Source organism: Micromonospora sp. NRRL B-16802 (assembly GCF_001279555.1).
Classification (GTDB): Bacteria; Actinomycetota; Actinomycetes; order Mycobacteriales; family Micromonosporaceae; genus Micromonospora; species Micromonospora profundi.
In genome coordinates this window covers 152,608-171,857 of record NZ_LGEB01000002.1, presented here as the reverse complement: position 1 = coordinate 171,857, position 19,250 = coordinate 152,608, and the positions used below count along the sequence as shown (strand labels likewise).

The window sequence follows — 19,250 nt, the reverse complement described above, 5'->3', positions numbered from 1 at the left end:
CCCCTCGCCGTCGATCATGGAGTTGTGGTGCCCCGCGAAAGCCGCATTCCACCCCACTCCGGCCACCACAACTCCATGATCGACGCGGGCGTGGCGGCGGGGGGCTACAGGCGTTCGAAGCCACGGGTTAGCTCCCAGTCCGTTACCGCTGCGTCGTACGCCGCGATCTCCACTCTTGCCTGGTTGGCGTAGTGGGCCACCACCTCTTCGCCGAACGCCTCGCGGGCCACCTCGGAGTTCTCCCAGAGGGTCAGCGCGTCGCGGAGGGTGCCGGGGACCCGCTCGGCCTCCGGGTCGTCGTAGGCGTTGCCAGTGCACTCCTCGCCCAGCTCCAGCTCACGCTCGATGCCGTGCAGGGCACCGGCGACCAGGCCGGCGATCGCCAGGTACGGGTTGACGTCGGCGCCGGGCACCCGGTTCTCCACACGCATCCCCTGCCCGTGCCCCACCACCCGCAACGCGCAGGTGCGGTTGTCCACTCCCCAGCGCAGGGCCGTGGGGGCGAAAGAATCCGGCTGGTACCGCTTGTAGGAGTTGATGTTCGGGGCGAAGAGCAGGCTGAACTCCCGCATCGTGGCGAGCAGCCCGGCGAGCACCCGCTGACCGGTCTGCGACAGGTGGGCAGGCCCGTCGCCGAGCATCGCCGACGAGCCGCCGGAGTCCCGCAGGGAGAAGTGGATGTGGCAGGAGTTGCCCTCCCGCTCGTTCGGCTTGGCCATGAAGGTGATCGACATGCCCTCCTGGGCGGCGATCTCCTTGGCCCCGTTCTTGTAGATCACGTGGTGGTCGGCGCACGCCACGGCCTCGTCGTACCGGAAGGCGATCTCGTGCTGGCCGAGGTTGCACTCGCCCTTGGCGCTCTCCGGGGTCAGCCCGGCGCCGGCCATCTCGGTGCGGATGCGGCGCAGCAGCGGCTCGACCCGGGCGGTGCCGAGCAGCGAGTAGTCCACGTTGTACTGGTTCGCCGGGGTGAGGTCGCGGTAGCCGCGCCGCCACGCCTCCTCGTAGGAGTCGCGGAACAGCACGAACTCCAGCTCGGTGCCGGCGTACGCGGTCAGGCCGTGCTCGGCCAGCCGGGCCAGTTGCCGGCGCAGGATCTGCCGGGGTGAGGCGACCACGTCGCCGGAGCCGTCCAGCCAGGCCAGGTCGGCGAGTAGCAGTGCGGAGCCGGGCTGCCAGGGCGTCCGGCGCAGGGTGTCGAAGTCCGGCACCATCGCGAAGTCGCCGTAGCCGCGCTCCCAGCTCGACATCGCGTACCCGTCGACGGTGTTCATGTCGACGTCGACGGCGAGCAGATAGTTGCAGCCCTCGCTGCCGCCCTCCACCACCTGGTCGAGGAAGTAGGGCGCGTGGAACCGCTTGCCCTGCAACCGGCCCTGCATGTCGACAAGTGCCAGCACCACCGTGTCGATCTCGCCCTCGGCGACGGCGACCCGCAGTTGTTCCAGCGTGAGCGGAGCTTTCCTCATTCGCGGGCCTCCATCACCAAGGTCTACTGGCAAACCGGACCACCGTCAATGCCCCCGGCCGGCACCCCGGCAAACGCGATAGTCGCTTCGCTCGGGAGGGCCCGATTCGCGGGCAACGAAAGGATCTTGGTCGTACTAGCCTGCACGCCATGGCCTTGAGTCCGGATCAGTTTCACGACCATGCGCTGGCCGTTGCCGACGACGAGCGGCGGCTTCCCCTGGCGCGTATGACGGGGTGGGACATCAGCCCGTTCGAAGAGGAAACTCTGCGGGTTGCGCCGCTGCGCCCGCCGGTCCTGCCAGAGCCCGCCCGGCACGGTGAGGATCCGGCGGACTGCCAGCCGTGCCGGGAGCGCAACGAGGGCATCTGGTTCAACGACCACTGGCGGCTGGCCCAGGTCGCGGGCGTCGGCGTGCCGCTGGTGCTGATGCTGTGGCCGCGCGATCATCTCGACCTCACCGATCTCCCCGACGAACTCGCCGCCGAGCTGGGCCTGCTGACCACCCGCATCGCCCGCCACGTGCAGGCCCTGCCGTACATTTCCCGCGCGCACGTCTACCGCTTCGGCGACGGCGCGGCCCACCTGCACGTCTGGTTCTTCGCCCGACCCGAGGGGCAGGGTCAGCTCTTCGGGTCCTGGCTGCCCGTCTGGGACGACCTGCTGCCGGAGTACCCCGCCGACGTCGCCGCGGCGGACGCCGCGCTCGTGGCGGACGCCCTTGTCGCATCGCACGGGGGCCAGCGTTCGGCGCCCGCCGCACCGGCTGCCTGAACCTGTCACGAGCCGACGGGCCCGCTATCGGAGTCCTGGTCGACGGTACGCACCGGACCGGTGAACCATTTCCGGGCCGAGGCGTACCACCAGACGGCGACGAGCAGCAGCACCCCGCCCACGGCCAGCGGCGCGTAGTTCACAGCCGACCAGGCGAAGTCGTCGTTGCCGGGAACACCGGCGGGCACGATCGGCAGCACGAAGTAGACAGCGATGACAGCGATCTCGATGACAGCGATCCAGCCGAGCACCTTGTACTTCCGCCCCAGCGTCCACGGCCCGGGGGTGAACCTGTCCCCCATCCGCAGGCGCAGCGCGATCGGGATGAGGAAGGACAGGTAGAGCCCGAGCACCGCCACGGACACCACAGCGTAGAAGGCGATCGGGATGCCGGCGGGGCTCTCGTAGAGCGCAGGGAGGGTGAGCACCAGGCCGGCCAGTGTGGCGCCGATGATCGCGTTGGCCGGGGTGCCGTTTCGGTCCACCTTGGACCACAGTCGCCAGCCGGGTACGGCCCGGTCGCGGCTGAACGCGTACGTCATACGGCTCATCGATGTCACGCAACTCATGCCGCAGAAGAACTGCCCGATCGTGGAGATGATGATGACGACCTTGAAGAACACCGGGGTCAGTGCGGATTCGAAGATGGCGCCGGAGAAGCCGCCGGCCGCGTTCACCGCCTCGACGTCGGTGGCCGCGAAGAGGAACGCCAGCAGCAGGATCCAGCCACCGATGGCCGAATAGAAGATCGACTTCCAGAGCCCTCGCGCGGCGGCCTGCGAGGCGCCACGGGTCTCCTCCGAGACGTGCGCGCAGGCGTCGAAGCCGGTGATCGTGTATTGCGTGAGCAGGAAACCCAGCGGCAGCACGTAGAACCAGAACGTCAGCCCGCCGGTGTCCCCGTCACCGAACCCGGAGTTGTTGAACCGCTCGGTGAACACGAACTGGAAGCTCTGGTGGTTGTCCGGGACGAAGACCAGGATGGCCACCACGGCGGCCGCGCCGGCCACGTGCCACCAGACCGAGACATTCTGGAGTACGTCGATGATCCGGTGCCCGAAGACGTTGATCAGCCCGTGCAGCGCCAGAATGATCACGAAGAGGATGAACGCCTGGCGCAGCGTGCCGGCCCAGCCGTCGAAGAGCGCCGACAGGGTGAGGTTGAGAAACGTCGCGCAGCCGTAGTCGACCGAGGCGGTGACCGCGACCAGCCCGATGAGGTTCAGCCAGCCGGTGAACCAGCCGTGCACCGGACGACCCATTGTGGCCGCCCACCAGTAGATGCCGCCGGCCGTCGGGTACGCCGACACCAACTCGGCCATGCAGAAGCCGATGATCAGGATGAACAGGGAGATCAGCGGCCAGCCCCAGGAGATGGCGACCGGCCCGCCGTTGTTCCACGCCTGGCCGAACGTGGTGAAGCAGCCGGCCAGGATCGAGATGATGGAGAACGAGATGGCGAAGTTGGAGAAGCCGCTCCACTTGCGGCGCAACTCCTGTTTGTAGCCGAGTTCGGCGAGCCGGCGGGCATCCTCGTCCATCGGTTGCTCGGCGGTCGGCACGGGCGTCGTGGCCACTGCACACCTCCCTGAGGTGGTTCCGCGTGCGAGTGGGCAAAGTGTCATCCCGCCGATCAACTGTGGTCAATACGATGCCGGCGTTTCCCCCAGGGTCAGGTCAGCAGGAGGCCGGCCAGCCAGAGCGCGGCGACGACAGTGCAGGCGGCGAACTCGACGAGCATCGACAGGCCGGCGGCCTTTACCGCCTGCTTCGTGGACGGCCAGGCCAGCCTCGAGTCACCGAGACGCAGCCGCTCGGCGGCCCACACCCCGCCGACGAACCCGAGCACCAGGCCCACGATCGGCACCACGAAGAACCCGATGATCCCGAGCACCCCGCCGGCGAGCAGCGTCATAGTGGGCACACCGGTGCGTTTGAGGTTCCGCCCCGGCCAGGCGTACTTGACGACGGTGCCGGTGACGGCGACGAGCGTCGCGGCGGCGAACACCGCCCAGCCACCCGGGCCGGCTCCCCCGAAGATCGCCCAGACCAGCACGCCGCCCCAGCACAGCGGGAGCGCCGGCAGGCCGGGCACCACAACACCCGCCAACCCGGCCAGGATGGCCAACCCGGCGAGCACCGTGACCGCCGCGGAGGCGTCCGTCACGCTCACCGCCTCACCTCCCGGGCGCGCAGCCGCGCGGTGATCGAGTCGGCCGGTGCTGGTGCGCCGAAGTATCGCCCCTGACCGGTGTCGCAGCGCAGCGCCCGCAGCCGCTCGGCCTGCACCGCGGTCTCCACCGCCTCGGCGGTCACCCACAACTCAAGGGCGTGCGCGAGCCGGACGAGCGCGTCGACGATCCGTTCGTCCCGGTGGTCGGCGGCGACGTCCGTCCCGTCGGCGCGGATGCCCTCGACGAACGGGCCGGCCAGTTTCAGACAGTGGATCGGCAGCCGCCGCAGGTACGCAAGGTTGGAGTAGCCGGTGCCGAAATCGTCGACGGCCAGCCGGACGCCGAGCGCCGCGAGCTGGTGCAGGCTGCGCAGCGGCTCCCCGGCGCTGCCCATCACCGCGCTCTCGGTCAGCTCCAACTGGAGCAGCCCGGCCGGCAGCCCGCTGGTGGCAAGCGCGTCCGCCACCGTCGAGACGATCGCCGGGTCGTCGGCCTGCCGGGCTGCCAGGTTGACGCTCACCACAAGCTGAGCCTCGGGGAATTCCCGCCGCCACCGTTCGGCGTCGTGGCAGGCCTGCCGCAGCACCCACTCGCCGAGCGAGACGATCAGGCCGGTCTCCTCGGCGAGGCCGATGAACCGGTCCGGGCCGATCAGGCCCAGCTCCGGGTGCTCCCAACGGACAAGCGCCTCCACCGCGAGCATGGTGCCCTCCAGCAGCGCCACGATCGGCTGGTAGTGCACCACGAACTCGCCCCTGTCGAGTGCCGCCGGCAGCCCGGCGACAAGTGCCGACCGGGCGATGTCGCGGGCGCTGCGCTCGGGGTCGTACACCGCCCAGCGGCCCCGGCCGGCGGCCTTGGCCCAGTAGAGCGTGGTGTCGGCGGCCTTCATCAGCTCCGAGGCGGTGGTCTCCGCGGCCGGGCACTCGACGATGCCCACGCTGGCGGAGACCGCCAACTGCTGGTCGCCGACGTGCACCGGGGCGGCGACGGCGACAAGCGCCGCCTCCGCCACGGCCACCGCGTCGGCGTCGCCGTTGCCGTCCCCGCCGTCGACAAGGATGACGAACTCGTCGCCGCCCATCCGGGCCACCAGGTGACCGCGGTCGGCCACGCACTCGGCCAGCCGCCGGCCGATCACCACCAACAGCCGGTCACCGAGGTCGTGGCCGAGGCTGTCGTTGATCGCCTTGAAGCCGTCCAGGTCGAGGAAACACACACCGACCCGCTGCCGGGGCGGCGCGGTGTCGAGCACCCGACCCAGCGTCTCGAAGAACAACGTCCGGTTGGGCAGGCCGGTCAGCGGGTCGTGCAACGCCTGGAAACGCAGCCGCTGCTGGAGCTCGTACCGCTCGGTGATGTCCTCGACCATGGCGACGGTGAAGCGGGGCCGACCGTCGTCGTAGCGGATCAACGAGACGGCCAGGTCCGTCCAGACGACGCTGCCGTCCTTGCGGTAGTAGCGCTTCTCGACCCGCGCCGAGTCGCGCTTGCCCTCGATCAGCTCCTTGTAGATCTCCCACATGCCGGCGGCGTCGTCGGCGTAGGCCAGCGACGCCACGTTGGTCTGGCACAACTCCTCGATGGAGTAGCCGAGCATGTCGGCGAACGCCTGGTTGACGTCGAGGATCTGACCGTCGACCCCGGCGATGCCGATGCCGATGACCGCGCCGGTGAAGACCGCACGGAACCGCGCCTCGCTGTCGCGCAGCGCCTGCTCGACCTCGTCGCGTGCCTGCCAGGCCGACCGGGCGATCCGCTCCTGCTGGGTGAACGTGCGGTCACGCAACGCGCGGGCGAACCCGGCGGCCAGACCGCCCTGCACCGCGGCGATCCGCCGGGTCAGGTCGGCCGGTCGGTCGTCGGCTGCCAACACCCGACGGGGAAAGTCGTCACCGAGTGCGGTGAGCGACCACTCCAGCGCCCGGGGCTCGGTCAGGTGGGCCTCCACCAGCGCCCGCCCGACCTCCTCGGCGGGACGGACCGAGAACGGCTCGGCCTGCACGGCCTGGGCCAGCCGCACTGTGTGTACGAGCAGCAGCCGCTCGGTCTCGGACGCGCTGAGCGGCACGAAACCGAGGCGGCGTACCGCGCGGGCCCAGTCGGCGGCGTACCTCTGGGCGTCGGCCCGGCCGACGTCGACCCCGGTGGGGTCCGGGACGGCGGCCACGAGATCAGCCGACGGACTGGTCGTACCGGGCCACGCCCCCGAAGGCACCGAACCGCTCCGGGTGCTCGTCCACGTCGGACGGCGAGTCGGGGCGCCAGAGCGGCATGTGCACCACGCCTGGTTCGAGCACGGTCCAGTCGCCGAAGAACCCGGTGACCTGGGCGCGGGAGCGCAGGGTGATCTCGGTGTCGGTCCGGGAGGAGAGACGCTGGGCGTCAAGCATCTCCTGCGGCTGGTCCTCGAACGTCGAGTGCGAGATGACAAGGAAGCTGCCGGGCGCGGCGGCGGCCCGCAGCGTGGCCAGGATGTCGTCGGGGCTGTCGGCGTCCGGGATGAAGTGCACCACCCCGGCCAGCAGGATGCCCATCGGTCGACTGAAGTCGATGAGCCCGAGCCGCCGGGTCTCCTCGAGGATGCGCTCCGGCTCCCGCAGGTCGGCGTGGATCACCCCGGTCAGGTCGTTGCCGGCGAGCAGTTCCCGGCTGTGCGCGACGGCCACCGGGTCGATGTCGACGTACACCACCCGGGCCTTCGGGTTCGCGGCCTGGGCCACCTCGTGCACGTTGCCCACGGTGGGAATTCCGGAGCCGATGTCGAGGAACTGGTCGATACCGGCGTCGAGCAGCGCCCGGACGGCCCGGCGCAGGAACTCCCGGCCGGAGCGCATGGTGGCGGCGAGATTCGGGGTCATGCTGGCGATCTGCTCGGCCAACTGCCTGTCGATCTCGAAGTTGTGTGCCCCGCCCAGGAAATAGTCGTACACCCGGGCCGCGCTCGGCCTGGTCAGGTCAATCTCGGTCGGCAGTCCGTCCGGCATCAGCGTGCTCCCCAGTTCAGCGCCGCGGGCGAGGCGGCTCCGGCGTCGGCTGCCCCTGCGACCACCGGCCGACCCCGCGTTTTGTGTGGTGTGGACCACTCTAGGCTGCCGACTCCCGCGTTCGGGAGATCCCTTCACGCTCTTTCCGCGCTCAGGCTGCCGACTCCAGCAACAGCGAGATACCTTGACCGACGCCGATGCACATGGTGGCCAGCGCCCGCCGGCCGCCGCGACGGCGCAACTCCAGGGCGGCGGTCAACGCCAGCCGGGCACCGCTGGCGCCCAGCGGGTGCCCGAGCGCGATGGCCCCGCCGTTCGGGTTGACGTGCTCGGCGTCCACCGGCAGGCCCAACTCCCGCAGCACCGCCACGGACTGCGCGGCGAACGCCTCGTTCAGCTCGACCACATCCACGGCGCTCAACTCGACGCCGACCCGGTCGAGCAGTTTGCGGGTGGCCGGCACCGGGCCGATCCCCATGATCCGGGGCGGCACGCCCGCCGCCGCCGCTCCGCCGATGCGGGCCAACGGGGTCAGGCCGTAGCGGGCCACCGCCGCCTCGCTTGCCACAAGCAGCGCGACAGCGCCGTCGTTGACGCCCGAAGAGTTGCCGGCGGTCACAGTGCCGCCGTCGCGGAACGGGGTGGGCAGCGCCGCGAGCTTCTCCAGCGACGTCTCCCGCGGGTGCTCGTCGACCTCGACCAGCCGGGTCTCCCGGCGACCCGCCGGCACGGTGACCGGCACGATCTCCTCGGCGAACCGGCCGTCGGCCTGCGCCCTGGCCGCGCGCTGCTGCGAGCGGTACGCGAAGGCGTCCTGCTCGGCCCGGCCGACGCCGTACTCGGCGGCCACGTTCTCCGCCGTCTCCGGCATCGAGTCGACCCCCCAGCCGTCGCGCATCAGTGGGTTGACAAACCGCCAGCCCAGTGTGGTGTCGTGCACCTCGGCAGAGCGGGAATACGCCGACGTGGCCTTGGGCATCACGAACGGTGCCCGGCTCATGCTCTCGACCCCACCGGCGACCACCAGCTCCGCGTCGCCGGCGACGATGGACCGGGCGGCGGTGGCGAGAGCGTCAAGCCCCGAGCCGCAGAGCCTGTTGACGGTGCTGCCCGGCACCTCCTCGGGCAGACCGGCAAGCAGCGCCGCCATCCTTGCCACGTTGCGGTTGTCCTCGCCGGCCTGGTTGGCGCAGCCCAGCACGACATCGTCGACGCGGGCCCAGTCCACCGACGGGTGGCGGGCGACAAGCTCACGGATCACGTGCGCGGCCAGGTCGTCGGGGCGGACGCCGGCCAGCGCGCCGGCGTACCGGCCGATCGGGGTACGGACACCGGCCACCAGGTATGCCACTGTCATCGCGAGTCCTTCGGGGGTGCAGACGGCGGGGGTGGGGCACACCCACCGGGTCGCGGGGGCTGCCGGCCGCCAGGATATCCGCGCTCGCAGCGGATAGGTTTGCGGCATGGCCCGGCCCCAGTTCAGCGCAGAGACCAGCGGCGGCGGCGCGTTCGTCCGCCAGCCCAACCGGTTCACCGGTCGGGTCACCCCGGAGTCGACTTCCCCGCCCGGCGGCGGTCCCGACGACCAGGACCGCTGGCCGCTGGAGGCCGGCCGTTATCGACTCATCTGGTGCCGCGCCTGTCCGTGGGCGCACCGGGCGAGGATCGTGCGCGGGCTGCTCGGGCTGGACGACGCGATCTCGCTGGGCACCGTCGACCCGATCCGTGACGAGCGGGGTTGGGCGTTCGCCCTCGACCCGGACGGCTTCGACCCGGTCCTCGGCGTGGGGTTCCTCTCCGAGGCGTACCTGGCGACCGACCCCGAGTACACCGGCAGGGTGACAGTGCCGGCGCTTGTCGACACGCTCACGGGCCGGGTGGTGACGAACGACTATCCGCAGCTCACCCTCGACTTCTCCACACAGTGGCGGTCGCTGCACCGTGCGGGGGCGCCGGACCTCTACCGGGAGGCACTGCGCCCCGAGATGGACGCGCTGATGGCCGAGATCCACACCGACGTCAACAACGGCGTCTACCGGTGCGGGTTCGCCACCTCCCAGGAGGCGTACGACGAGGCGTTCCGGGCGCTCTTCGCCAGGTTGGACGCGCTGTCGCAGCGGCTCACCGACAGGCGTTACCTGATGGGCGACGCGATCACCGAGGCCGACGTACGGCTGTTCACCACGCTGGTCCGCTTCGACACCGCGTACCACGGGCATTTCAAGTGCAACCGCAACAAGCTGACCGAGATGCCGGTGCTCTGGGCGTACGCCAGGGACCTGTTCCAGACCCCTGGCTTCGGCGAGACTGTGGACTTCGACCACATCAAGCGGCACTACTACGGCACCCACGGGGAGATCAACCCGAGCGGCATCGTGCCGTTGGGGCCTGACGAGTCCGGTTGGACCACCCCGCACGGCCGTGGCTGACCGGGCGCCCACCGGCGTCGAAGCCGCGCCCGCCCGCTCGGACGTCGCCCGACGGCTCGCCGCGTCGGCCGCCGCCGGAGGCGCGCTGGCCGGTGCGGTAGCGGTGACGGTCGCGGTGGTCGCGGGTCCAGGTCCGGGCCTCGGGGGGTACGTGAGCGAGGCGGGCATCGCCGGCAGCGCGTACGCCTCGACGTACCGGATCGGGATCCTGGCGTTGGCCGGCGCGTTGCTGCTGCTCGCCGTGGCGTTGCCGCCCGGGGTGCGGGTGGCGGCCCCGGCGCTGCTCGCCACCAGCGCGGTGTTCACCGCCGTGTCCGGAGCGGTGACCTGCTCGGAGGGCTGCCCGTTGCCACCGTTCGAGCGGGCCACGGTGGCCGACCTTGTGCACGGTGGCGCGAGCATCGTGGCGACCGGGGCGGTGGTCCTCACGATGGCGGTGCTTGCCGTGTCCCAGCAGGCGGGGCCGGCGGTGCGCAGGTTGGCGGCTCGCACGGCGGCGCTCGCCTTCCCGCTGTGCGCGGCGGTCGCGCTGGCCATGCTGGTCGTCGGCCGGGGAACGCTGGTGGGCGTGTTGGAGCGGCTGGTCCTCGCACTCGCGGTGCTGTGGGCGATGGTCACAGCCACCGTGCTGGCAGTGGGCAGATTTATTCCGCCGTCCGGGTCCTCACGCCTGTAGGGAGCGTCACGGTCAGCGCTCCTTGCGGCGGCTCGCCATCGGCGTAGTGTCGGCCATCGATGACCAATGTCTGGGGCCTCACCGTCCGCCTGTACGTCGATCTCCGACTACAGGCCAGCGGCATCTGTCCGGCGTAGCCGCTTCCCGCGCCTACCTCGACCAGACCCGACAATTGGATCATTCTCATGTCTTTTGGCCTGCGCAAGATTCCCTTCTCCGTGCAGATACTTCTTGGCCTGGCACTCGGCGTCGCATTCGGTTTCGTTGCCCGCAGCAACGACCTGAGCTGGCTCACGAGCACCCTGCACACCGTCGGCAGCCTCTTCATCCAGCTGCTCAAGCTGGCCGTACCGCCGCTTGTCTTCACCGCGATCGTGGTCAGCGTCGTCAGCCTGCGCGGCGTGGCGAACGCCGCCCGGCTCGCCGTGAAGACCCTCATGTGGTTCGGCATCACCGCGCTGATCGCGGTGAGCATCGGCATCGGCATCGGCCTGCTCGTCAACCCGGGCAGGGGCGTCACCCTCGACGTCGGTGCGGCGGCCCCGCCGAAGAACACCGGCTCCTGGACCGACTTCCTCACCGGCATCGTGCCCACCAACCCGGTCGGCGCGTTCGTCGAGGGCAACGTCCTCCAGATCGTCTTCCTCGCCCTCGTGGTCGGCGCCGCGGCGCTGCTTGTCGGTGACGCCGCCGAGCCGTTCGTGGCACTGAACCGCTCCCTGCTGGAGATCGTCCAGAAGGCGCTCTGGTGGGTCATCCGGCTCGCCCCGATCGGCACCCTCGGCCTGATCGGAAACGCCGTCGCCTCGTACGGCTGGGACCTGCTGGCCCCCCTCGCGAAGTTCACCACAGCCGTCTACGTCGGCTGCGCCCTCGTGCTGTTCGTGGTCTACCCGCTGGTGCTGATCCTCGCCGGCCGTCTCAACCCGCTGCGCTTCTTCGCCGGCGCCTGGCCGGCGATCGAGCTGGCGTTCGTGTCCCGCTCCTCGGTCGGCACCATGCCGGTGACCCAACGCTCCGTCGAGCGCCTCGGCGTCCCCCGCGAGTACGCCTCGTTCGCGGTGCCGTTCGGCGCCACCACGAAGATGGACGGCTGCGCCGCCATCTACCCGGCACTCGCCGCGATCTTCGTGGCCCAGGTGTTCGGCGTGCACCTCGGCGTCACCGACTACCTGCTCATCGCCTTCGTCTCGGTCGTCGGCTCGGCAGCCACCGCAGGCCTGACCGGGGCGATCGTGATGCTCACCCTCACCCTGAGCACGCTGGGTCTGCCGCTGGCCGGCGCCGGCCTGCTGCTGGCCATCGACCCGATCCTGGACATGATCCGGACCGCCACCAACGTTGCCGGGCAGGCACTCGTGCCGACAGTCGTGGCCGCCCGCGAGGGCACCCTCGACAGGGCCGCGTACGACGCCGCCGGCAGGCGGGACCTGACCGACCCGGAGCCGGTCGCGGAGACCCGCCCCGATCTGAGCCCCGCCCCCGCCCCCGCCTGACCGACACCGACACGGCGACAGGCCCTCACCCCGAGGGCTTGTCGCCGTGTCGGAGAGGATGACTTCATGAGTTCCCTGTTCACTCCACTGGCCCTGCGCGCGGTCACTCTGCCCAACCGGATCGCCATGGCCCCGATGTGCCAGTACTCCGCCGGCCCCGACGGGCTGCCCACCGACTGGCACCTCATCCACCTCGGCACCCGCGCGGTCGGCGGGGTCGGGCTGGTGCTGAGCGAGGCGACAGCAGTGCTGCCCGAGGGCCGGATCAGCCCGCAGGACACCGGGCTGTGGTCCGGCGCACACGTCGACGCGTGGCGTCCGGTGACAGCGTTCGTAGCCGCCCACGGCGCGGTGCCGGCCGTCCAGCTCGCGCACGCCGGGTTCAAGGCCTCCACGTACCGGCCGTGGGCGCCGGAGCGCGGCGGCGTACCGGACGCCGAGGGAGGCTGGACACCCGTCGGCCCCGGGCCGGAGCCGTTCGCCGCCGACTACCGGACGCCGACAGCACTCGACGAGGCAGGCATCGCCGGGGTCGTCGAGGCGTTCGCCACAGCCGCCGAGCGGGCCCTCGCGGCCGGATTCGCCGCCGTGGAGATCCACGCCGCGCACGGCTACCTGCTGCACGAGTTCCTGTCGCCGCTGAGCAACCACCGCACCGACGCCTACGGCGGTGACCGGGCCGCCCGGATGCGGCTCACCCTTGAGGTGGCCCGCGCGGTACGCGCAGCGGTCGGCGAGAGCGTGCCGGTGCTCACCCGCATCTCCGCCACCGACTGGGTCGACGGCGGCTGGACGATCGAGGACAGCGTGGTGCTCGCCGGCGAGTTGGCCGGTGTCGGCGTGGACCTCGTCGACGCGTCCTCCGGCGGCGTGAGCGTGGACCAGCGCATCCCGGTCGGCCCCGGCTACCAGGTGCCGCTGGCCGCCCAGATCCGCCGCGAGGCCGGCGTACCGACAGGCGCTGTGGGACTCATCGTGGAACCGGAGCACGCCGAGCAGATCATCGCCAGCGGCGAGGCGGACCTGGTGCTGCTCGGCCGGGAACTGCTGCGCGACCCGTACTGGTCCCGCCGGGCCGCCGCGAAGCTCGGCGTCGCGTACGCCGGACCGGCGCAGTACGCCCGCGCCTCCTGATCTCCGCCGGTCGGGTGGTTGCCGTGTTCGGCAGCCACCCGACCGTCAGCCGGCCAGGTGCGACCAGTCGCCCTCCAGGTCCCGCCAGGTGCCCTGGGCCGCCACAGTGCCGGCGTGCAGGACCACCACGTGGTCGGCGCGGACCAGCGCGGCCCGCTTCGCTGTCGACCCCACCACTGTCACCCCGTGTGCCCGCAGCGCCTGCCACAGCGCCAGCTCCGTCGTGACGTCAAGCGCCGACGACACGTCGTCGGCCACCAACAATTCGGTACGCGGTGCCAGCGCCCGAGCCAACGCCAACCGCTGCAACTGCCCGCCGGAGAGCCGGGTGCCCTTGTGCCCGATGAGCAGCCCCAGCCCTCCACCAGCTGCGGCCAGGTCGTGGTCGAGCTGTGCGGTGGTGACAGCCCCGGCGGCGTCCACCTGGTGCCCGAGCGCGATGTTGTCGGCAACCGTGCCGGACAGCACCCGGGGCAGCTGACCGACGTAGCCGACCTGGTTGGGGCGCAGGAACAGCTCCGGCTCGGTGACCGGGTCGCCGTTCCAGGTCAGCTCACCGGTGTGGTGCACGATCCCGGCCAACGCCCGCAACAGCGACGACTTGCCCGAGCCGACAGGCCCCACGACCAGCACCAACTGCCCACGCTGCACGGTCAGGTCCACGTTCCGGACTGCGACCGTACCGTCGGAGTGCACCACCCCGAAGCCGCGCAGCTCCAGCCGGCGCAGCGGATGCCGGGGCGGCATGGTCGGCGCGGGCGCGGTCCCGGCGGCCAGGTCGACAGCCGGGACTCCCGCGGAGTACACGTTCGTCCCGGTCATCGCCACCGTCCGCCGGGTCCAGACCCGCGCCGAGGGCATCTGGGAGATCAGCGACGCCGTCGTCCAGGCGAACCAGCGGGCCGCACCCAGTGTGGAGACGACCACCAGCACCGCCCCGGCGGAGAGCCCGCCGCTCAGATAGAGCGCCCACGCGCCGATCGGCAACAGCCCACTCGCCACCGACGGCGTGGAACGCGACCACACCTGCACCGAGATCTCCCGCCGCTGCCTGTCGCTGCGCAGCACGTCCAGGTCCGCCAGGTGACGCAGCACAGCGGCGGTAGCACCGGCGAGCTTCACCGTCCGCGCCGCGGAGAGCGCGGAGACCAGCGCTGTGGCGAAGGAGGCCCGCGCCGCCACGGTCGCCCGGGCCGCGCGTTCCAGCTTCGGGCCGAACAGCGTCGCGGCAAGCCCGGAGACCACCATCGTGCCGAGGAAGAACAACGCGGGTACGACGCTGCCGGTGACAGCCGTCATGGCGACCACCAGCACCAGCGCGACGGCCTGGTCCAGCACGTTGTCGGCGAGCTGCACCACCCGCTCGGTGTCGCCACCCTGTGCCACCACCTCGGCCGGGGTGTGTGAGCTGACCCGACGCGCCCCGGTCTGGCCGTGGACCAGACGCAGGCCGATCCGCAGCATCTGCCGCACCCACCACCCGGGGAACCAGACGTGGGTGTAGTACGGCACCGGCAGGGTCACCAGCAGCCCGGCCATGATCCCCAACGCCGGCAGGTACGGGCTGCCGGTGCCGTCGACCACGTCGGCCCAGAGCCAGGGCAGCAAGGGGCCGTCCAAACCCAGCAGGGTGACCACGAGGAACAGCCCGACAGCGGCCAGCCCGTACCGGGGATCGTTCGTGCAGAGTCGGGCGATCTCCCGCAGCGTCCGCGCCGGAGGCATGGGCGGCAAGGGCGGCGGATCGGCGCGAGGCCGCCCGTCCTGCCCAGCCGAGTCGCACGGCTGGCCCGAGTCACGCGGCTGGCCCGAGTCACGCGGCTGGCCCGACGCGATCGGCTGGCCCGACCCGATCGGCGCGGGCGTCTCGATCCGCTCGACGGGCCGGGCCGGTGCGAGCGCCGGCCCGGCCGGCCAGGCATCGGCAGGGTTGGGGCCGACCAGCAGGTCGGTGCCGGCGCCGCTGCGGCCGGCCGGCGCCACCGCCGCGTACGCGGCGGCGTGACTGGTCGCCAACAGCTCGGCGAAGTGCGTCGACGTCTCCAGCGGGCCGGCCTCGACCACGGCGCCGTCGGCAAGCACCACCACCTCGTCGCAGCGGCGCACCGACGAGAGGCGGTGCGCGATGACGATGCCGATCCGGTCGCGCAGCAGCCGTTCGGTGGCCCGCTGCACCCGTGCCTCGGTTACCGGGTCCAGCCGTGCGGTGGCCTCGTCGAGGACCACCACGTGCGGCTCCCGGACCAGGATCCGGGCGAACGCCACCAACTGCTCCTGACCGGCGGAGAGCACGTGGCCACCCTCCCCAAGCCGGGTCGCCAGCCCGTCCGGCAACTCGGCGATCCAGCCGGCAAGACCCAGCTCATGCAGCGCCCGAGCGGCGGCATCGAGCAGCTCCCTGTCGAAGAGCGCGACGTTCTCGACGAGCGTGCCGGCCAGGATCTCGGTGCGCTGCGGTACGAGCGCCACCCAGCGACGCAACTGCTCCACGTCGATGTCGCACAGGTCGGTGCCGCCGAGGAAGACTGTTCCCGGCGGCACGTCGACGGCCCTGGTGAGCACCTTCGCCAGCGTCGACTTACCCGAGCCGGTACGGCCGATCAGCGCGTACGAGCGGCCACGCGCGAAGGTGAGGCTGAGCCCGCGCAGCGCGGCGCCCCGGCCCTTCTTCTCGCCGCTCACCTCGTACCGGAACGTCAGGTCACGGATGCGCAGGTCACCCTCGGTTGGGCTGGCTCCGCCGACGGGCTCCTGCCTGGCCTTCTGGAGCAACTGCACCCGCGCCCACGCGCCGAGGGCCTCCTGGATCTCCGGCACCATCCGACTGACGTGCTCCGCAGTGGCGCCGAAGGCCAGGGCGAGCAGCCAGATGGCGGTGAGCCGGGCGGCGTCGACCCGGCCGGTGGCCAACGCCCACGCCCCACCGAGCACCACCACACCGATGCCGGCACGGATCGTCGCGGTGGCGGCCGTGGCCACCCGGGCGGACAGCACCCACACCACCCGGCCACGGGACAGCACGGCAGCGGCCCGCCGGGCGTACAGCCGGAGCACGTACGGCCGGGCCAGACTCGTCCGTACGTCGTCCTGGCCGTGCACCGCCTCCTCCATCACCGCTGCCAGATCCGACCAGGCCTCCTCCTCGGCCATCCGGGCCGGGCCGATCCGCGCCGTGGGCCGGCGCAGCCCGACCGCGAGCACCACAGTGAGCAGCAGCATCGCGAGCCCGGCCGGCCACCACACGAACACCGCGACCACCATGGACAACAGACCGACGCAGAGCCCCTGGGCGAGTCGCGTCCCCTGGTTACGGACCGCCGACGCCACCTGGTAGACGTCCCCGTCGATGCGGTCGAGCAACTCGCCCACGGGAGTGGTCTCCAGGGTGGGCAGGTCCTGCCCGAGGGCGACCCGGCAGAGCCGGCGGCGTACGTCAGCGGACCAGTCGGCGGTCAGACCGGCCATCAGCAGGCTCACCGCGAGGTCGCTGAGCACCACGGCAACGAGCGCCGCGGCCAGCACCGTGAAGAAGCCGGCCGAGCGATGCACAAGCACCGCGCCCGCGAGCGCCGACGCACCGGCCTGGCCGGCGGCGCCGAGCACGATCAGGACCGCCACCATCGTCATACGGCGTGAAGAGGTGCCCCACAGATCACGGAGCAGACGCATCGGAGTTCCTCCGGCTGTGGGTGGCTGAGCACTCAGCGTGCCGGCCCCAACGCCGTCGAATCAACCGATTTACCCACCTAGGGGAAGCTTCGCCAGCATGATCGACTCGTGTTCCATGCGTTACGCATTCGGATGGCGGCGCCGTCGCCTCACTCCCGGTACACAATCCTCCGCAACCTGTCGACCGCGGCTGACACGCCGTCGGGCTGCCGCAAGGAACGCAGGAATACCCGCTGCCGCCAGGCCAGTGACGCGAGCAAGATGACCACCACAGCCCACAGCAACGCAGAGATGCTGCGGAGCTGCAAGACTGCCGCGTCGTTGCGTGCCTGGGCCTCGGCCGCCGTGTAGTGCACCGTGCCGTCGAAGGTGGCACCGTCGACGAAGATCCGGTAGGACGCGTTGTCGTAGGAGCCCGCGTCCTTCAGTATCGGCCAGGGGTCTTCGCGCATCTCGAATCGGACCGACGTGCCCGGCGCCACCCCATTGGTCGACGGAGGCTCAATCGAGAACTCGACCTGGTCCGGGTAGTCGCGGAGCTTCACCAGGTTGAGCACGGCGGGGCTGCTTCTCTTGACTGTTCCCGACCCCGTTAAGACGGTCCGGTACGACTCGACAGTGCCCGTCACCACGAACAGCTCTGCTGGCAGGTCCGGCTTGTCGGTGCGCGTTGCCTGGTTCCAGAGGAAGGCCGCCATACCGGCGATCGCGAGGAGGACCACGTAACGCGCTTTGAGGCGGAAGTGCGACATGCCGGCGAGAGTAGACACTCCCATCCACCGGTGCCGTTGCCCCGATCAGCCGGCGACATGAAACCCACGACGCACCGAAGCCGTACCGCACCCAGAACGACCGATCCCGCGGCGGTCAGAAGAGGACCGTGGCGAGCGTACCGATGGGTTGGAAGCCGCAGCGCTCGTAGACCCGGCGGGCCGGTAGGTTGAAGTCGTTGACGTACAGGCTGACGGTCGGGGCGACCCGCAGCAGCGCGTCGCGGACGACGGCGGCCATGGCGGCGGCGGCGATACCGCGGCCCCGCCACTCCGGTGCCACCCAGACGCCCTGGACCTGGGCGGTCCGCTTGGTCACGACCGCCAGTTCGGCCTTGAACACGACAGTCCCGTCGACGAATTTGGCGTACGCGCGGCCGGAGCGCACCAGGTCGTTGACCCTGCGGCGGTAGCTGCGGCCGGCATCGTCGGCGAGCGGGGAGACTCCGACCTCTTCGGTGTACATGGCCACAGCCGCTGGGAAGAGTTTGTCGACCTCGCCGGAGCGGACCTGGCGTACTTCGGGGTCGGCGGGGATGGTCGGCAGCGTCTCGGTGGCCAGCAGCGGCTGGTTGGGGCGGACGTCGCGGGCGGGGCCCCACGTGCCGGACAGGCGGTCCCAGAGACCGAGGACGGCGTCGGCGCGACCGACGATGGAGGAGCAGAGCCGTTCCTCACCGGCGAGCAGGTCGGCGAAGGCCGCCACGGCGGCGTCGTTGGCGAGCACGGGTGTGAGGTTGCCGCCGAGCCAGCAGAGTGATTCGAGGTTGCGTCGCGCGCCGTACCCCAGGATTCTGCCCTCGGCCCGCCACCAGGACAGCCCGCGCGCGGATATCCGCTCGGCGACCTGCGCGCCCGCGAACGGGTCGCGGTCGAGCAGGCGTTCGACCGCGCGGCGTTCCGATTCTCCCAGTTGCCGTACCGGCACCGTCAGCACGACTACCAGCCTGCCAGATCAACCCCTCACCTCGCCGGCCGAGTGGCGAGGCTGGGGCCTGCCGGCCACTGCCTCTTGTCGTCGATACGTTGCCGATATATCGTAGATGCATCAGCGATAGTTACGACGAGAGGTAATCCGATGAGATTCCATCGAGACCACCACCCGATGCACGAGTCCCGGATGCGCGGCTTCGGTTTCCCGCCGGTGCCGCCCGGGCCGCACGGCCACGGACACGGCGGGCCCTGGGGTGGACGCGGTCGCGGGCGGGGCAGGGGCCGCCGGCCCAACGTCCGGGGCGCGGTGCTGGCGCTGCTCACCGAGCGGCCGATGCACGGCTACGAGATGATCCAGGAGATCGACTCGCGCACCGGCGGCGCGTGGCGACCGAGCCCCGGCTCGATCTACCCGACGCTCCAACTCCTTGAGGACGAGGGCGTGATCGTCGCCAGCACCGAGGAGTCCGGCGGCGGGCGGAAGCGTTTCACTGTCACCGAGGCCGGCCAGGCCGAGGCGACCGCCGCCGCGCAGACCCCGCCGTGGGCGGACGTCGCCGAGGGCACGGTGAGCAGCTGGCACGACATCCGCGACTCCGGCGCGCAGGCGATGAACGCGCTGCGTCAGGTGATGATGAACGGCACCGACGACCAGCGTGAGCGGGCCGCCCAGGTGCTCGACGAGACGCGGCGCAAGCTGTACGCCATCCTCGCCGAATCCGAGTGACGCGCAAGCGCAC

At 71.2% G+C, this 19,250-nt stretch carries 15 protein-coding genes; 6 read left to right on the top strand and 9 right to left on the bottom strand.

What is annotated here, in order from left to right; all coding sequences use genetic code 11:
- Positions 1-104: 104 nt before the first annotated feature.
- Positions 105-1,469: a glutamine synthetase family protein gene (locus ADK66_RS03915; protein ID WP_053652493.1), complete on the bottom strand. Its 1,365-nt coding sequence runs from the start codon at positions 1,467-1,469 to the stop codon at positions 105-107.
- Between the two features lie 149 nt (positions 1,470-1,618).
- On the opposite strand from ADK66_RS03915, the gene ADK66_RS03910 reads away from it, so the two are divergent.
- A complete protein-coding gene (locus ADK66_RS03910; RefSeq protein WP_053652492.1) occupies positions 1,619-2,242 on the top strand; it encodes a hypothetical protein in 624 nt (207 codons plus the stop codon).
- Between the two features lie 5 nt (positions 2,243-2,247).
- Here ADK66_RS03910 and ADK66_RS03905 read toward each other — a convergent pair whose 3' ends face one another.
- The 5 genes from ADK66_RS03905 to pcaF form a co-directional block, all read right to left on the bottom strand.
- Positions 2,248-3,819, bottom strand: coding sequence for an amino acid permease (locus tag ADK66_RS03905; protein ID WP_053652491.1), 1,572 nt, complete (start codon positions 3,817-3,819; stop codon positions 2,248-2,250).
- Positions 3,820-3,914: 95 nt separating this feature from the next.
- Positions 3,915-4,415, bottom strand: coding sequence for a DUF456 domain-containing protein (locus ADK66_RS03900; RefSeq protein WP_053652490.1), 501 nt, complete (start codon positions 4,413-4,415; stop codon positions 3,915-3,917).
- Complete coding sequence (locus ADK66_RS03895) at positions 4,412-6,586, bottom strand: bifunctional diguanylate cyclase/phosphodiesterase (protein ID WP_053652489.1); 2,175 nt, start codon at positions 6,584-6,586, stop codon at positions 4,412-4,414. The genes ADK66_RS03900 and ADK66_RS03895 overlap by 4 nt, the downstream gene beginning before the upstream one ends.
- A gap of 4 nt (positions 6,587-6,590) precedes the next feature.
- Entirely contained in the window at positions 6,591-7,403 is an 813-nt protein-coding gene (locus tag ADK66_RS03890) for an SAM-dependent methyltransferase (RefSeq protein WP_053652488.1), read from the bottom strand.
- A 151-nt stretch (positions 7,404-7,554) separates the two neighbouring features.
- Entirely contained in the window at positions 7,555-8,760 is a 1,206-nt protein-coding gene (pcaF, locus tag ADK66_RS03885) for a 3-oxoadipyl-CoA thiolase (protein WP_053652487.1), read from the bottom strand.
- Between the two features lie 106 nt (positions 8,761-8,866).
- Here pcaF and ADK66_RS03880 point away from each other — a divergent pair, with 106 nt between their 5' ends.
- The 4 genes from ADK66_RS03880 (at position 8,867) to ADK66_RS03865 (ending at position 13,138) form a co-directional block, all read left to right on the top strand.
- A complete protein-coding gene (locus ADK66_RS03880; RefSeq protein ID WP_053652486.1) occupies positions 8,867-9,832 on the top strand; it encodes a glutathione S-transferase family protein in 966 nt (321 codons plus the stop codon).
- A complete protein-coding gene (locus ADK66_RS03875) occupies positions 9,825-10,508 on the top strand; it encodes a DUF998 domain-containing protein (protein ID WP_053652485.1) in 684 nt (227 codons plus the stop codon). Before ADK66_RS03880 ends, ADK66_RS03875 begins: the two co-directional genes overlap by 8 nt.
- A gap of 197 nt (positions 10,509-10,705) precedes the next feature.
- Positions 10,706-12,004, top strand: coding sequence for a dicarboxylate/amino acid:cation symporter (locus ADK66_RS03870; protein WP_197281406.1), 1,299 nt, complete (start codon positions 10,706-10,708; stop codon positions 12,002-12,004).
- A gap of 66 nt (positions 12,005-12,070) precedes the next feature.
- The gene (locus ADK66_RS03865) at positions 12,071-13,138 is read left to right on the top strand and encodes an NADH:flavin oxidoreductase/NADH oxidase (RefSeq protein WP_053652483.1); all 1,068 of its coding nucleotides are present in this window, start codon (positions 12,071-12,073) and stop codon (positions 13,136-13,138) included.
- A 45-nt stretch (positions 13,139-13,183) separates the two neighbouring features.
- Here ADK66_RS03865 and ADK66_RS03860 read toward each other — a convergent pair whose 3' ends face one another.
- The 3 genes from ADK66_RS03860 to ADK66_RS03850 all read right to left on the bottom strand — a co-directional run bounded on the left by ADK66_RS03860 (position 13,184) and on the right by ADK66_RS03850 (position 18,514).
- Positions 13,184-16,807 carry an ABC transporter ATP-binding protein gene (locus ADK66_RS03860; RefSeq protein WP_053652482.1) on the bottom strand — a complete coding sequence of 1,208 codons (3,624 nt, stop codon included), beginning with the start codon at positions 16,805-16,807 and terminating at the stop codon, positions 13,184-13,186.
- Between the two features lie 149 nt (positions 16,808-16,956).
- Positions 16,957-17,559 carry a hypothetical protein gene (locus tag ADK66_RS03855; protein WP_157552191.1) on the bottom strand — a complete coding sequence of 201 codons (603 nt, stop codon included), beginning with the start codon at positions 17,557-17,559 and terminating at the stop codon, positions 16,957-16,959.
- Positions 17,560-17,674: 115 nt separating this feature from the next.
- The gene (locus tag ADK66_RS03850; protein ID WP_053652480.1) at positions 17,675-18,514 is read right to left on the bottom strand and encodes a DUF4081 domain-containing GNAT family N-acetyltransferase; all 840 of its coding nucleotides are present in this window, start codon (positions 18,512-18,514) and stop codon (positions 17,675-17,677) included.
- 141 nt (positions 18,515-18,655) lie between these two features.
- Here ADK66_RS03850 and ADK66_RS03845 point away from each other — a divergent pair, with 141 nt between their 5' ends.
- Positions 18,656-19,237, top strand: a complete 582-nt coding sequence (locus ADK66_RS03845; protein WP_053652479.1) for a PadR family transcriptional regulator — start codon at positions 18,656-18,658, stop codon at positions 19,235-19,237.
- Positions 19,238-19,250 lie beyond the last annotated feature (13 nt).